Genomic DNA, 15403 nt, shown 5'->3' with positions numbered 1-15403 from the left:
TGTGTATACCCATTTAGTAAGTAACTGACCAAAGTTTAAATATCTTTAGGAGTAACACCATGATTTCTCGTCGTACCTTTATTGCCTCTGCCACTGCCCTTATTGCCACTGGAGCTCTGAGTGCTTGTGGAGGTAACACACCCAATGCTGGTGCCAATGCCAAGACGCTCACCATTGCTGCAAGTCCTTCTCCCCACGCAGAAATTCTCACCAAGTTTGCCAAGGATAAGCTTGCCAAAAAAGACATTGAGCTTACGGTTAAGGAGTATACGGATTACATTATTCCTAATCAGGTAACTAGCTCCGGTGAGGTAGATGCCAATTACTTCCAACACATTAACTATCTCAACAACTACAACAAACAAAATGGTACAGACCTCGTAGGTGTTGCTGCTATTCACTATGAACCCATGGGTATTTTTGCTGGGAAGTCTAAGGACCTTAAAAATATTGCCAATGGTGCTCAGATTGCTGTTCCCAACGATCCCACCAACGAAGGTCGTGCCTTTTTGCTGCTGGCTCAGGAAGGTCTTATTACACTCAAAGATCCCAACAACCTAGAAGCAACTCCTGTAGACGTGGCAGATAACCCTCATAACATCAAGTTTGTAGAGGTAGAAGCAGCAGCTGTTGCTCGCCAGCTTCAGGATGTTGACTTTGCTGTTATTAATGGCAACTATGCCATTGAAGCAGGCTTTCACGTTGCAGATGCACAAGCTGTAGAAAAGTCCGATGGTAAAGCAGTTGAACAGTATGCCAACTACATTGTTACAACGCCTTCCAACAAAGATGATGAGCGCATCAAGGCGCTTGTTGAGGTACTAACCTCCGATGATTTCAAGACCTATTTAAGTAAGACATACGACAAGGATGTCTTACCTGCATTTTAAATTTTATCTATAGTTCCTTCCTGTACAAAAAACCGGTGCCCCTATAAGAGGGGTACCGGTTTTGTCATAGTGCTCCGTCATGTTATACGCTGTTGTATAAGAAACAGCTTTCCTAGTTCTCAAGAACAGCCATAACATCCTCTGTAAGTTTTTCTGGGGTAATGCGAGCTTCTTCAAGTAGGTCAGAAGCTTTAAAACGATCATAGAACCTGCGCTTAAAACCGCGAACCAAAACCTTAGTGGAAGTATCGGCCCCCAAATAAGCAGCAACACGTTGACCAAAGCCGCCATCTGCAATACCGTCTTCGATGGTGAGAATTACATCATGTGTTTGGGCCAAAGCGTCAAGCGTTGCTTTGTCCAAGCCCGATGCAAACAAAGGCTTTACCAACGTGGCATCAATACCAGCTGCTGCGAACTTCTCGATAGTCTTTTGTCCAATACCAAAGAAATCACCAAGTGCAATAACTGCCACCTTGGAACCCTCGTGTACCAACTCCCAAGATAGCTCGGAGTAGTCTGTGCGCACACGATGACCTTCTGGGGCATGAACCACAGGACCAGCAGGTACGCTGATGTATACAGGCTCAGCATCCTGTTTGATGGACCAATCTACCATGGCAACATACTCCTCAAAATTAGAGGGTGCCAAATGCTTCATGCCAGGAATGCTAGAGACCATAGCAATGGAACTTAAATCACAGTGTGTGACATCGTTACCACCAAAAACAGAGCCATTGCCTGCAAGAATCGTAGCAGCATTACCATTAATGCTAATGTCTTGGAACATCTGATCATAGGCACGCTGGATAAAAGTGGCAGAACTTGCCCACACAGGATGGGCGCCGCCTTTTGCTGCACCAGAAATAATTGCAGCTGCAGCTTCCTCTGCAATGCCCACATCCAAATATTGAAGGCCCATACGCTGACGACGCTCGGGGTTCATGGCAATCATGCCAGGTACAGCAGAAGAAACAATGAGCAATTTCTTGTCAAACTGCGCAAGCTTTTCCAAGTGCTCACCCATAAGTGCACCGTAGCTTTCTCCGCTAAAGCTGCGCTGCTCACCCGTCACCACATTAAATGGGCTCGCCCAGTGCCAATGCTCTGGATCTGCCTCTGCAGGACCGTAGCCCTTACCTTTTTTAGTATTAAGGTGCACTACAATGGGATGATCAATATTATGGACCGTCTCAAAAATCTCGAGAAGACAGTCAATATTGTTACCATCCTCTACATAGATGTAGTCCAAGCCCATAGCACGGAACAAATTATGTCCATCGGTACCATGCGACTCGCGCAAGCGCGCAAATTCGTCATACATGCCACCGTGATTTTCTGCAATAGACATCTGATTGTCATTAAACACAATGATGAAGTTAGAGTTGAGTTCGCCTGCTATATCAAGACCTTCTAGCGCCTCACCACCAGACAGAGAACCATCGCCAATAACCGCAACGATATTTTCCTTACCACCAGCAAGGTCACGAGCCTTAGCCAAACCAAGTGCTAGAGCAATGGAAGTTGAGGTATGGCCCACCTCAAAGAAGTCATGTTCAGATTCTGCAGGGTTAGTATAACCAGACACATCATCATAGTGATCTGGATCGAGATATGCCTGTGCACGACCAGTAATCATCTTATGGGGATATGTTTGATGCGATACGTCATACACGATCTTATCGACAGGAGAATTAAAAATACGATGTAGTGCAATAGTTGCCTCGACAAAGCCAAAATTGGGACCAAAGTGACCGCCATGTACACTCGCACGCAAAAGCAAAGCGGAACGAATCTCCTCTGCCAATGCAGGCAAATCTTCTTGAGGAAGATCCTTTACGTCTTGGGGACCATGAATGTTTTCAATAATCATGTGAACATGTCCACCTTTCGAGTTGTAGCATCATACAGGCAAAACCAGTAGCTAGTTTTCCCGCACATATACGCTCTCATGCAACAATCACAAAGATGTAACAGTAAAACTGTAAAACAACGTTGTATACCTAAGAAAAAACCAAGCCACCCAACAGGGCAGCTTGGTTGTAATTACCTATGTGAAGAATTGCGCTAGTACCCTTTGTATGAGTACAGGTCTTACATATCCTTCTTACGACGAGCCATAACAGAACCAGCAATAGCTACAATGCTTGCCATGCCCATGGTCATAACCAACGCAGTAGACTCATCACCTGTCTTGGGGAGTGCCTGCTTTGCAGGTTGAACCTTCTTCTCGGACATATGCTTAGGCATGGACTTAGTAGTCTTTTGAGCCTGAGCCTTCTGAGAAGACTTTGTGCCAGGAGTACTAGGCTTGGTGTTGGGCTTAGGCGTTAGACGATTAACCTGATCTTGCGCCCATGCCTGGTCGGCCAGAGCCTCAGCAAGGTACTGACGAGCATTCTGAGCTTCAACACGAGCTTCCTCAAGCTTAGTGATTGCAGCCTCATGAGCGGTATGAGCTGCAGCAAGGCGCTGCTTGCTCATGCGAAGAGCGGCAGCAAGCTTATTAACCTCGGGATAGGCATTACCTAAGTCAGTATCAGAGCCCTTCCACTCCAACTGTGCAGCTTGCTGTGCTGCAGTGCGAGCAGCGGTAAGCTCGTCGGTGGCTTTCTTCTCTTGCTGCTTAGCAGCCTGCTCGGCCTTAGTCTTTTGAGAAACAGTATCGACAGCCTTGTTAAAGCGCTCTTCTGCCTGCTGTACTTCCTTTGCAAGCTTTTGCAGGTTTTCATTTGCAGCAAGCAAGTTATCATACGCCTGAGTTGCGTCCTGATGATTCTTGGTTGCATCGCTCAGCTTCTTTTGCTTATCGGTTGCATCGGTAGTGCGCTGAGTGAGCTGTTGCTGAGCCTGATTGTTCTCATTATGTGCAGTAGTAACTTTCTGCTCCTGTTTTTGCTGCTCTTTATTTGAATCAACAAGTGCAGCTTCCTGCTTTTGAAGTTCCTTCTCGGCGTTATCTCGCTCTTGCTTGAGCTTCTCAAGTATAGCAGCAGGGTCTTGAGCCTTCTTGAGCTGCTCTACCTTATCCTTTGCCTTTTGGAGACGATCATTATGCTGCTGGATATCACTTGCTAGCTTCTGTAGAGTCTCGTTGTTGCGCTTGATAGTAATCTCAAACCAGCTAACATCCATCTGCTCTTTCTTAGTATTCTCTTTAGCAGCAGTGAGCGCTTTTTCAGCCTGTTCTTTTTCATTACGAGCGTCTACAAGTTTCTTTTGGCTACGACCAAGTTTTTCTTCAACCTGATTACGCTTCTGCTCTACCACTTGAGTTTCTTTAGTAATGCGCTTTACTTCATTTGTTGCATTTATTGCCTGCTGAGATGCTGTTTCAGCCTCAGCATCTGCCTGATTAATCTGCTTTTGCAGAGCTTCAATCTCTTGTGCCTTATTAGCTTGTCCCTGCAGTTGCCTAAGTTTTTCTTTAAGTTCAGCAAGCTTAGTCACTTTTTGTGCAAGATTCTTTTCAGCAGCCTCAGACCGCTGAATTGCTTCTGTAGCTTGCTGCTCCAAAGAAGTAAGCTGTTCTCTCACCTGTTTAAGTTCATTACCAACCTGATCGTGCTGACTAGCAGCCTTCTTCTCATTAGCAGCCGCGTCATCATATTTTTGCTTAAGGGTATTTTCGTTCTTTTGTGCCTCATTAAGCTTGTTCTTATGATCTTGAAGCAGGCCTTCTTGCTTTTTAACTTCTTCAGTCAGCTGTTCTTTTTGAACTGTTAGTCCCTGCACCTGACCCTCAAGGCGCTTTACATCATCTTCAGCATCCTTAAGCTCTGGATGAGGCATAGGGGCACCAGGGGTTTGGCTATCTTTGAGCGCCTTATCATAAGCAGATTTGGCCTTTTCAAAACGATTCTTAGCAGCATCACGCTGAGAAGTTACATCCTGAACTTTTTTCTTCGCTGCAGCTAAATCCTGCTCAGACTGCTTAAGTGCAGATGCCGTCTTGTCTACCTGAGCCTGAGCTTGTTGTTTGGCCTGTTGAGCCTGCTCGTAATTCTTTGTTGCCTCGTCAAGCAGTTGCTTCTTTTGGTCCTTCTCCTTCTTAGCCTGCTCAATTTTATCAGCAGCTGAAGGATTCTTTTTCTTGGCCTCTTCAAGAGCCTTCTCGGCGGCTGCCTTCTGCTTTGCAGCATTTTCATGCTCGGTACGAGCCTCTGCAAATTCCTTTTGAGCAGCGGCGACCTTTTCGCGAGCTTGCTTCAGCTCATTCTCAGCAGTACTCTGCTTTAAATTAGCCTCATTTTTAATTGCCTGTACAGCCTTGTCTCCAGCTTTATTGCCGTCATCGACTGCTTGCTGAGCCTCGGCCTCTTCACGACCAGTGTTCTTTTCACTCTCGGTAGCTTTATCAAGGGACTCTTGTGCATCCTTTTGCTTTTTATTGGCAAGCTCAACAAAATCGTTTGCTTCTTTAAGCTTTTGCTGAGCAGAATCCAAATCCTTGGCAGGAGTACGGTCAATATGGTTCTTTACATCTCCGGTAACAGACATTGCTCCCTGATCTGCAGAAGTCCTAGGAGTATCTACATCTGGCTGCGCCAACGCAGCAGTAGGCAGTGAGGAAAATGCCGTAAGTGCGCTCGTTGCTACAGCAACAGCTTTGGTGGTTTTGCTTACCGTACGTGTGTTTTTCATAAAATGCCTTACTTCGCGAACTACTACAATCATCAATCAATATCTTCTGACTGATTTAAATCAGAGTAGAAAATACTATATTTTGGCTTGATTCACTTTGTATGTAACGTAATTATATAAATACTTCATAGGTTCCGATGTACCTGCGCATAATAGCTAAGGTACAAACAGCGCAATAAGGCTAGGCTGCATAAAACAACCTAGCCTTATGTATTAAAAACATGCTTAGAAGCTTTTTCAACACATACTATGTAGTTACTATATTAACTACATATAGTTTCGTTTACTTACTCTTCGTATTTCTTACGAAACTTCAAAGCTAATCCCGCAATCGTCACGGCACCTGCCGCGCTCATACCAAAAGCAAGGTCTGCAGACGTATCTCCTGTCTTGGGAAGGCTCCCCTGCTTTGCCTGCATATGAGAGTCTGCCATGTGCTGTGGTGTTTTATCTACTACCTGTGTGCTCTGGTTAGCAGAGTCATCAGGCTGTACAGCAGGTTTAGCTGTTAGACGATTAACCTGATCTTGAGCCCATGCCTGATCGGCCAGAGCCTCGGCAAGATATTGACGAGCAGTACCAAGAACTGCCATTGCATCTTGCAGTTGATTGACAGACTGAGTATACGCAAGCGAAGCTGCAGAAGCCTCTTGATGCCTTGCGTGCAAATCCTTAATAAGAGTGTTGATATTTGCAAAAGCAGTTGGATTGTCATCCTGCTTGTTTTTGTCAACATCCCAATCAAGTGTTTTAGCCTCATCAACGGCAGTCTGAGCGGCAAGTAGTTGTGCACGCGCTTCTGTTAGCTTTTTATCCTGAGCGTCAACAGCAAGCTGCAAAGTAGCTACCTGAGCAGTAGCATCTTGCAACTGCTTGGAAGCCTGCTTCACACCAGCCTGTGCCTGTGTAATACGATCGTTTGCAGCAATCAAATCATCACGTTGCTTGGTAAGCGTAGTGATTTCAGCCTGTGCTTGAGCAAGCTCATTGGCCTTAAGCTGTTCATCTGCTGTTGCGTCATTAAGTTTTTGTTTTTGTGCGTTGAGCTGTTGCTGAGCATCCTCACGCTGCTTTTGAGCCTGATTCTGCTGTTGTGTAAGCTTTACAAGCTCCTGCTCTTTCTGAGACAGCTCATCTTTTGCCTCATCAAGTTGCTTCTTGAGTGTTTCAACAAGACCGGCAGCATCATGTGCCTGCTGCTGTGCTTGAGCAAGCTTTGCTTGAGCTTCCTGCAAATTCTTCTGAGCTTCGGTTGCCTTGCTTTGCAATTGCTCTACAAAAGATTTTTGGCTATCAACTGTTTGTTGAGCTTCTTGCACCTTCTGTTGGGCTTGTTCTTTTTGCTCAACAAGCTGCTGCTGCTTTTCCTGAGCAGCCTTCAGTTGATTTTCTCGCTGGTTTACCGTGCGCTGTGCATTGTCACGACGATTAGTAGCAGCCTGTAGTTGTTGAATAAGGTTGTCTACTTCCTTCTCGCCAGACTGAACTGCACTCGCGGCTTCGGTCGATTGAGACTGTGCCAAATTTCTATCAGATTCTTTTTCTTTAATCTGCTTCTCAAGATCTGCAATACGGTTATTAACCTCTATAAGCGCATCTTTGTCTTGCTGATTGTTACCAGTCTTAAGACTATTGATATAAGAGTCAAGACGGGCAATGTAATCGTCAATGGTATAGAGCTTAAACGAAGGATCGCTTTGAGGTTTTGCCCTATATTGCTCAGCATAGTAGCTGTCAATAATCTCTGCATCGTGTACGAGCCTACCAGCTGAACGATCCTTATTATAGGTAGTAACAGCAGCACCCATGGCCATTTTGCCCTTATATTGAGGGTTATCTCTAAAGAAGGTGTAATGACCTGTTTGCCTATCGGTAGCAGAACCATTCTTTGGTGTATAGGAAGTTTGTCCTATAACGTTATCACCATCTTGGTCTTTATTGCGCTGAGTCTCGTAATAGGTATTGGCCTCAAATTGATACCATGCAAATACAGGTGAATCCTTGTAATATGTATCAGTTTTTGTATTGGCCTTAAGCTTATCGCCGGTATTGTTTAACTTCCACGTATCCTCAGTCATACCTGTGCCGTTTACGTTATAGCGATCCCATGCCAAGATTTCGCCAGTCTCGTGGGCTTGGATTGGCTCAGTATCTGTTGAGTGCGCTCCGCTCTTGGTTGAAGCAGATCCAAGATGGTACATAACATTGCGCGAGAAGTTTGCATTTACTTGAGCACGAGCCATCATGGCATCAGAAACATACCATTTATTTTGCGTGCCTTCTTGAATGTCATCATCAAGGGGCATCTTGTCATGCACATACGCAGCATTCTTGAGCAGCATAAGAGCATCTCTCATGTTATCAAGAGTTGTAGCATCGCCCTTCTCGCCCACATGGGTAAAGTCCTCGGCACGAGCACCTTGCATGCGCTCTTTACCTGACCAGTCTGATTTCCATGCATCTACCGAGTATGGAGTGGTCTGATCAAACGTTTGAGCGGCAATAGTAGAACCATTATGCTCAAAGAAACCGCGCGAGCTACGAGCCTTCTTTGCTGCCTCAGTATTTCCAGCGCTGCTGTCAGAAGTATTTTTGAGACGAGCTTGAATAGCGTCACGCTCTTTACGGGCTTCTTCGAGCTGCTTAGTCAAAGTATCAAGGCTCTGCTCTGCCTGAGCTATCTTAGATTCTGCTTGAGTTACCCGCTGGCGTGCATCCTTGAGCCTATCCTCAGCATCTTTAAGACGATCCTGAAGACCCAATACTGTACTGCCAGCCTGCTGACGATTAGCCTGAGCCGTTTTAAGTGCATCGGTAGCTTTTTGCACCTCTTGCTCTTGTGTTTGTAATGCAGCAGTTGCCTCATCCAAAGCATGCTTATGGGTGTTCAGTTGAGCTTCGGCATCTTTAAGCGTGCTTGCGGCAGCCGAAAGGGCCTGATTTGCCTGATTAAGCTGTGCTTGACGAGCAGTAACAAGCTCTTGAGCCTCTTTTACCTGCTGTAAAGCGGCTTCATCACCCTGCTGAGAGCCATTCTCGGCAGCCTTCTTTGCCGCCTCATAACGTGCTTGCAAATCTGTAACTCGAGCTTGTGCCTGATTGCGAGCAGCTGTTGCCTCTTCTACTTTTTGAGTAGCAGCAGCATGCTCTGCATTTTTCTGGCTATAAGCATCTTCTGCCTGCTTTACAAGCTGCTCTGCCTGTTTCTTGGCTTCAGCAGCTGTGCTGTGATCCTTTGTTTTACGGGCAAGCTCTTGTTCTAAAGTAGCAATCTGGGTATTTTTTTCTTCTATCTGCTTAGATGCTTCTGGATTTGCTTTTTGTGCAGCGGCAAGCTCCTCTTCGGCTTTTTTCTTTGCTTGTTGCGCCTGCTTTTCTTGGGCATGGGCCTGCTCTAGCTCTTGGCGAGCCTTATCTACTTCTTGCTTTTGCTGATCAACGAGCTGACTTGCCTCTAAAAACTTCTTGTCTGCATTGGTCTTAATATCTTGTACTGCCTGAGCTCCTGCATGATCTGCCTCTACCACAGCCGTATCAGAAGCTATCTTTTTTTCTTTGTGTGTTTGCTCAGAGGCAGCAGCCTCATCATATGCTTGCTGAGCTTTTTGCATCCCCTGCTGCGCTTCTGAAGAAAATTGTTTTGCTTCATCTAACACAGCTTGAGCTGCAGCAAGATTATTGGCAGGCGTACGATCAATATGAGTCTTAGGGCTTGTGGAATCAGCCGTAGAGACTGCCATCGATACAGGAGGTGTGGGATTCTCACTATCCTGCTGCGCAAAAGCACCAACAGGCATAGATGACATCACTGTAATGGCACTGGTTGCTACGGCAATTGCCTGAGTAGACTTTTTCATCTTTTTGCTCAAAATAGCATCTCCTCACATTTAATTCCACATAACCAAGCTATAAGTACCTTTAGACATCTATTCAGACTCTTTTTAAATTAAGGTCAAATATGAATAACACTATCATGTAACGTCGTTACCCGTATATGTATTTTCAGATTTCTTAATAAGCCGCACTAGAACTACAAAAAATGCCGAGACATTACTCTCGGCATTACACATATTAATTAGAGATACGGAGCACGTGAGTGCAGAGCAGTACCTTACTGCTGAATGCGCGTGCGACAGTAAGGACAAACCTTCCAATCCGCATTAAGAGGACGATGGCAGGTAGGACAAACATTGCGCACCTGAGTATTGCAAATAGGGCACACAATAAAGTCACGGTCAATAGGCGTGCCACACTTAGGGCAAATGCCATAGTGAGAAAGCTGGTGCTCACGCAAAGCAATATCCAAATCCTGCTCTTCTCGATCTACTAAATAGCTGCTTGGACGCAAGATTACATAGGCAAGCAAGCCCACAATAGGAATGACAGAAATAATTGCCCAGAGCCACCAAGGCTCTGCACCACGGCGCTGAGCGTCACGGATAACATACACAATGGACAAGACGTACAACATAACAACGCACGCGAGCATAAGATAAATAACCATGCGTACTTCAGGCGTAATAAGCTGATTGATAAGGTCAGACATGTGGAAGTGCTCCTTTGATGTACGATTCCAAACGCGCGTACGCGCTTCTCAACGATTTTAGCAGAGATTATAGTCCACGCGCTCTTATCGCAGGATTCCAACAACTTCGCCCGCAAGCGTAATGGAGCCACACGCCACCCATGGAGTACCCTCCAAGGCCTTAACAGCCTCCCCTACTGTTGAGAAAACCTGCATAGGTGTACATCCTACCTGCTCAAAAAGCTGTGCAAGCTCAGATGCGGGCAGTGCACGCGGTGATTGTGTTTGCGTAACGCAAACCTGAAAAAACTCTGCTGCCAGCAATTTTACTATGCCCTTTACATCCTTATCAGCAAGAACCGCACACAAAAGCTGTGGACGATCTTCTTTCTTTGGTGCAATGGCACGCACGGCTGTAAGGAATGTTTGAACGGACTGTGGGTTATGGCAAGCATCTACCAATTCAGGTGGATAGGAACGTACAAGATCAAATCTACCTGGCGTAGGACATTGCACAATGCTACGCTCTGCCGTAAGTTCATCTAGAGCACAATCCAAGAACTGCTCTACTAACACGGTGGCACAAGAAAAATTTGCTGCTTGATAACTAGGCTTAAGAGCACCCAAACTACCATAGCTTGCATATGGTGTAGTTAGTTGCACCAATACTGTGTCACCAATTTTGTTGGGATAGTGTGTAATATCATAGGTTGCCAAAGGAAACTCAGGATGAACGCGCAATTCACCGCAGTGCATCTGTCCTTCTGCATCCTCACGCTTAGCTGGACGCAGCAAAGTTGGCGTTACCCCCGCATGCAAACACCGTTGCAAAAAGACATCTTCTACCAATGCAGGCGTAGCAGTGCCTACACCTAACACACAGGTTCTACCAGGCTTAATAATGGCAGCCTTTTCCTGCGCAATAGCCTCAAGCGTATCTCCTAGAATGCGCGTATGATCCAAACCAACACCTGTAATGGCAACGGAACAAATGGACTTAACGGCACTGGTTGCATCCCAACGCCCTCCCATTCCACATTCCAAAACAGCAACCTCCACGCCCTTCTCGGCAAAAAGAACGCAGGCAGCCACCGTAAGCGTGTCAAATTCCGTAATGTCATATGGACGCAAGCCTTCAGCACGACGGCGCTCGTTTACGCGGCGGCCTGCCTCTGCGGCAGCAGCTACACCGTGTCCAAAATCCTCAGGACTTACCGGCTTGCCATCAATCTCCATGCGCTCGGTGTAATACACCAGTTCAGGAGAGGTATACAACGCAGTTTTATACCTCTCACCTCGCAACAAAGCTGCCGCAAAACGGGCAGTTGATGTCTTACCATTAGTGCCTGCAATCTGTAATGACTTAAACGCAAGGTCTGGATTATTTAGCTCAACCAGCATATCCTGCACAGTTTCTAGCAGGGGTTCTATGCCAAATCGTAGTGCAGCGTGCAAATACGTTAGTGCTTGATCATAGGTAAAATCGGTTACGGCAAACGGAAGAGAATAGCTCATGTACTAACCCCTCAGCCCTAACAAACCCATGGCCTCTTCACGCGTTTTTGCATTGGTTTTAAAGCAACCACGCACCGCAGAGGTAACCGTTTCTGATCCTGCTGCACGGATACCACGCATAGTCATACAGGTATGCTCTGCTTGGAGCACTACTAACACACCAAGCGGATTGAGGGTATCTACCAGCGCATCTGCAATCTGTGCTGTCATGCGCTCTTGCACCTGCAGGCGATGAGAATATCCACTTACGCAGCGAGCAATTTTGGAAAGACCAGTAATGCGACCTTCTTGTGGGATGTAGGCAACATGTGCACGTCCCACAAAAGGCAAAATATGGTGCTCACACATGGAAGAAAAGGGGATGTCGCGTACAATGACCATTTCTTGATTATCTTGCTCGTGAAATTGCTTGAGCAAATGATTGGCAGGGTTTTCTGACATGCCTGCAAACAGCTCTTCACACGCACGTGCCACGCGATCTGGCGTGCCTTGCAAACCTTCACGATCTGGATTTTCTCCAATTGCCAGCAAAAGTTCACGTATTGCAGCCTCTGCACGGGGTTTATCTACAGCCATATAACTTCCTTTATTTTATGCTGCGCTCAGCAGCAGTAACAACATGATCAATAAGCACAGCAGTTGTAAGCGATCCCACGCCACCAGGCACAGGACTAATCGCAGCAACTATGGGTTTTACATTGGCAAAGTCTACATCACCAACCAGTTTTTGAGCATCTTCGTCCCAGTGTATGCCCACATCTACAACAACTTGCTTTGCATTGGTGCCTACTGCCGAAAAACTTTGTGGATGTCCTGTAGCAACCACTACTACCTGCGCATGTGCACAGACCTGTTCTAAGTGCTGCGTCTTGGAATGACATATGGTAGGAGTAGCATTGCGCGCCAACAACAGTGCAGCCAGTGGACGTCCCACCACCAGTGAGCGACCAACCACTGCCACCTGTGTACCCTCTAAGACAACCTCATAAAAATCAAGCATACGAATAACGGCTTCTGCCGTACAAGGCGCAAATCCCACAGGCTCACAAGCAAACGTACCATAAAGAGAATCTTGTGTAATACCATCAACATCTTTTTGAGGATCCAACGCCGCACAAACGGCACGCTGATCAATATGATGTGGCATAGGACGAAACAGTAGTGCCCCATGAATATGAGGGTCCTTATTTATAGACACCACAGCATCTAATACATCTTGTGTAATGCAGTCCTGCGGCAGCATAATGGTTTGTATTTGCACACACGCCTCATGTGCACGCTTGAGTATGCCGCGTTCGTAGGATAGGTCATCTGGACGATTGCCCACACGCACCAAAGCAAGCGTTGGCGTAATACCCTCTTGCACCAAAGCTGCCACACGAGCAGCACTTTGTTCTTGCATCTGTTTTGCGACAGGAGCGCCGCGAAGTAACTGTGTCATACTAAATCTTCTTTTACCAAGCGAGAAAACCGCAGATTAGCGAGAATGACGAATTTGTTCGCACACGTTTTTTGCAAGCTCTTGAGCACGAGGTAGCCAACGTTTTAATATCTCGTCACACTCAGATTCAAGCTGCTCACGCTGCTGAACATCCACCAGACAGTTTGTATTTACAAATACATTAAGCGCTGCTGCCTGTAGTGCCGTCTCACACAACAAAGCACCAGTGCCCACATCAGATAAAAGCAGCTTAGAGCATATATCAACAAGTTCTTCTAACAGCACAAGTGTCTGCACCAAAGCACGCATCATAGCCAAAGGAGCCTTCGTAGCATCAAACGTAGCTAACTGAATGCGCTCTTCTCGCATAGGGTCAGACTGAGGAAGCGCCCATGCACAGGCTAGTTCCTCTACTGATTTTGCATCGTAGTCTACCTGCAGCATAAGCTCTGCTGCAAGGTTTTCTAGCTGGGCAATGAGCTCGCTTAGGCGATCTTCATGTTGTACAAAAGCAGATTTACCCTTAGTAAAGTTTGCAGCCATGCAGCCCAAGGAGGCTCCCAAAGCACCAACCAGCGCTGTAACCGAGCCTCCCCCAGGAATAGATTGTTTTGAAGCTACTGCACGAACATAGTCCGTACAACGTAAGTTAGTAACGTGTGTAATCAAGAAATTTTCCTCCAGCAAACAAGATGGGTTTATTTAGAACAAACCAACGATCTTGCCGTCTTTAGTTACATCAATCTTCTCGGCAGAAGGAACCTTGGGTAGCCCTGGCATGGTCATAATGTCACCCGTAAGTGCCACAATAAAGCCAGCGCCCGCAGAAACACGCAGGTTACGCACAGTAATACGGAAGTTGGTAGGCGCACCCAACTTAGTTTGGTCGTCCGAGAAGGAATATTGTGTCTTAGCCACACAGATGGGTAGTTCACCAAAGCCCTGCTCTTCTAACTGCTTAAGTTGCTTGCTTGCAGCAGGAGTAAAGTCCACGCCATCTGCATGATAAATCTTGGTGGCAATGTCTGTAAGTTTTTGTTCGATACCATCGTGCGTATTATACGCATACTGCAGCTGGCTGGGTTCATCACACAAACGCACCACTTCTGCTGCAAGGTCCAAGCCACCCTGAGAACCCTTAGCCCATACCTCGGATAGAGCAACGTTTACACCAAGCTCATTGCACTTTTGCTCCACCAACGCCAGCTCCGCAGCAGTATCTGTAGGAAATGCATTGATGGCCACAACAACAGGCAGACCATACACTTCGCGAATGTTTTGCACATGACGCAACAGATTAGGCATACCAGCTTCAAGCGCAGTCAGATTTTCTTGCGTAAGGTCTGTCTTGGCAACACCACCGTTGTACTTAAGCGCACGAACAGTAGCTACCAATACCACCGCACTTGGTGCAATACCCGCAGCACGACATTTGATATCCAAGAATTTCTCGGCACCCAAATCTGCACCAAACCCAGCCTCGGTTACCACGTAATCTGCCAACTTACGTGCAGTGGTGGTTGCCTCTACAGAATTACAGCCATGAGCAATATTGGCAAAGGGACCACCATGAACAAATGCAGGATTGTTCTCCAGCGTTTGCACTAAATTGGGCTTAAAGGCATCCTTGAGCAGAGCCGTCATAGCGCCTTGAGCGTTAATATCTGCTACGGTAACAGGCTTGCGGTCATAGGTGTAAGCAATAACCATGCGAGCCAAACGTGCTTTAAGGTCAAGCAAGTCAACTGCCAAGCAAAAACAGGCCATGACCTCGGAAGCCACGGTAATATCAAAACCATCTTGTCGTGGCATACCATCTGCAATGCCACCCAAGCCATCCACTATGTTGCGCAACTGACGATCATTCATGTCTACGCAACGCTTCCAAACCACGCGGCGCGGATCAATACCCAAGACGTTACCCTGCTTAATGTGGTTGTCTAGCATTGCAGCACACAAATTGTTTGCAGCACCAATAGCGTGAAAGTCCCCTGTAAAATGCAGATTAATGTCCTCCATGGGAACAACCTGAGCATAACCGCCACCAGCTGCACCACCCTTAACACCAAATACAGGACCAAGCGAAGGCTCGCGCAAACACAACAGCGTGTTGTAACCCAGCTTGTTCATGGCATCTGCCAAGCCAACAGATGTAGTGGTTTTACCCTCACCCGCAGGTGTGGGGTTAATGGCGCTCACCAATACAAGCTTGCCCTTTTGAGGCTTGTCGGAAAGAGAATGGATGTCCACCTTAGCCTTGGTATATCCGTAAGGTTCTAACATCTCTTCGGTCAAACCAGCTTTTTTTGCCACTTCAAAAATGGGTAACAACTGTGCTTCTTGAGCAATCTCAATATCAGTTTTGGCCATGACAAACCTTCCTTGGTG

Annotated in this window: 10 protein-coding genes; 1 reads left to right on the top strand and 9 read right to left on the bottom strand. The window is 46.5% G+C overall.

Annotation, left to right across the window (positions count from 1 at the left end; all coding sequences use genetic code 11):
* Positions 1-59: 59 nt before the first annotated feature.
* Entirely contained in the window at positions 60-890 is an 831-nt protein-coding gene (locus tag G469_RS0104745; RefSeq protein ID WP_028264072.1) for a MetQ/NlpA family ABC transporter substrate-binding protein, read from the top strand.
* A 112-nt stretch (positions 891-1002) separates the two neighbouring features.
* Here the strand turns inward: G469_RS0104745 and G469_RS0104740 are convergent, their stop codons facing one another.
* The 9 genes from G469_RS0104740 to G469_RS0104700 all read right to left on the bottom strand — a co-directional run bounded on the left by G469_RS0104740 (position 1003) and on the right by G469_RS0104700 (position 15385).
* On the bottom strand, positions 1003-2763 hold the full coding sequence (locus G469_RS0104740) for a 1-deoxy-D-xylulose-5-phosphate synthase (RefSeq protein WP_028264071.1): 1761 nt from the start codon (positions 2761-2763) through the stop codon (positions 1003-1005).
* 221 nt (positions 2764-2984) lie between these two features.
* Positions 2985-5534, bottom strand: coding sequence for an LPXTG cell wall anchor domain-containing protein (locus G469_RS0104735; protein ID WP_169726177.1), 2550 nt, complete (start codon positions 5532-5534; stop codon positions 2985-2987).
* A gap of 287 nt (positions 5535-5821) precedes the next feature.
* The gene (locus tag G469_RS08395; protein ID WP_156908407.1) at positions 5822-9403 is read right to left on the bottom strand and encodes an LPXTG cell wall anchor domain-containing protein; all 3582 of its coding nucleotides are present in this window, start codon (positions 9401-9403) and stop codon (positions 5822-5824) included.
* Between the two features lie 242 nt (positions 9404-9645).
* On the bottom strand, positions 9646-10080 hold the full coding sequence (locus tag G469_RS0104725) for a double zinc ribbon domain-containing protein (RefSeq protein ID WP_028264069.1): 435 nt from the start codon (positions 10078-10080) through the stop codon (positions 9646-9648).
* Positions 10081-10164: 84 nt separating this feature from the next.
* Entirely contained in the window at positions 10165-11574 is a 1410-nt protein-coding gene (locus G469_RS0104720; RefSeq protein ID WP_028264068.1) for a bifunctional folylpolyglutamate synthase/dihydrofolate synthase, read from the bottom strand.
* Positions 11575-11577: 3 nt separating this feature from the next.
* Positions 11578-12150, bottom strand: a complete 573-nt coding sequence (gene folE / locus G469_RS0104715; RefSeq protein WP_028264067.1) for a GTP cyclohydrolase I FolE — start codon at positions 12148-12150, stop codon at positions 11578-11580.
* Positions 12151-12160: 10 nt separating this feature from the next.
* Positions 12161-13015 carry a bifunctional 5,10-methylenetetrahydrofolate dehydrogenase/5,10-methenyltetrahydrofolate cyclohydrolase gene (locus G469_RS0104710; protein WP_028264066.1) on the bottom strand — a complete coding sequence of 285 codons (855 nt, stop codon included), beginning with the start codon at positions 13013-13015 and terminating at the stop codon, positions 12161-12163.
* A 36-nt stretch (positions 13016-13051) separates the two neighbouring features.
* Positions 13052-13684, bottom strand: a complete 633-nt coding sequence (locus G469_RS0104705; protein ID WP_051353767.1) for a cyclodeaminase/cyclohydrolase family protein — start codon at positions 13682-13684, stop codon at positions 13052-13054.
* A 33-nt stretch (positions 13685-13717) separates the two neighbouring features.
* Positions 13718-15385: a formate--tetrahydrofolate ligase gene (locus G469_RS0104700; protein ID WP_028264064.1), complete on the bottom strand. Its 1668-nt coding sequence runs from the start codon at positions 15383-15385 to the stop codon at positions 13718-13720.
* Positions 15386-15403 lie beyond the last annotated feature (18 nt).

The organism is Atopobium fossor DSM 15642 (assembly GCF_000483125.1).
GTDB classification, from domain to species: domain Bacteria; phylum Actinomycetota; class Coriobacteriia; order Coriobacteriales; family Atopobiaceae; genus Atopobium; species Atopobium fossor.
Note: the sequence above shows the minus strand (reverse complement) of the source record. Positions and strands in the feature narration are given on the sequence as shown.

What these genes read in the sequence shown, in the direction of transcription:
- G469_RS0104720 (WP_028264068.1), bottom strand. Translation starts at nt 11,574, where the DNA reads ATGAGCTATTCTCTTCCGTTTGCCGTAACCGATTTTACCTATGATCAA.
- folE (WP_028264067.1), bottom strand. Translation starts at nt 12,150, where the DNA reads ATGGCTGTAGATAAACCCCGTGCAGAGGCTGCAATACGTGAACTTTTG.
- G469_RS0104725 (WP_028264069.1), bottom strand. Translation starts at nt 10,080, where the DNA reads ATGTCTGACCTTATCAATCAGCTTATTACGCCTGAAGTACGCATGGTT.
- G469_RS0104710 (WP_028264066.1), bottom strand. Translation starts at nt 13,015, where the DNA reads ATGACACAGTTACTTCGCGGCGCTCCTGTCGCAAAACAGATGCAAGAA.
- G469_RS0104735 (WP_169726177.1), bottom strand. Translation starts at nt 5,534, where the DNA reads ATGAAAAACACACGTACGGTAAGCAAAACCACCAAAGCTGTTGCTGTA.
- G469_RS0104700 (WP_028264064.1), bottom strand. Translation starts at nt 15,385, where the DNA reads ATGGCCAAAACTGATATTGAGATTGCTCAAGAAGCACAGTTGTTACCC.
- G469_RS0104745 (WP_028264072.1), top strand. Translation starts at nt 60, where the DNA reads ATGATTTCTCGTCGTACCTTTATTGCCTCTGCCACTGCCCTTATTGCC.
- G469_RS0104740 (WP_028264071.1), bottom strand. Translation starts at nt 2,763, where the DNA reads ATGATTATTGAAAACATTCATGGTCCCCAAGACGTAAAGGATCTTCCT.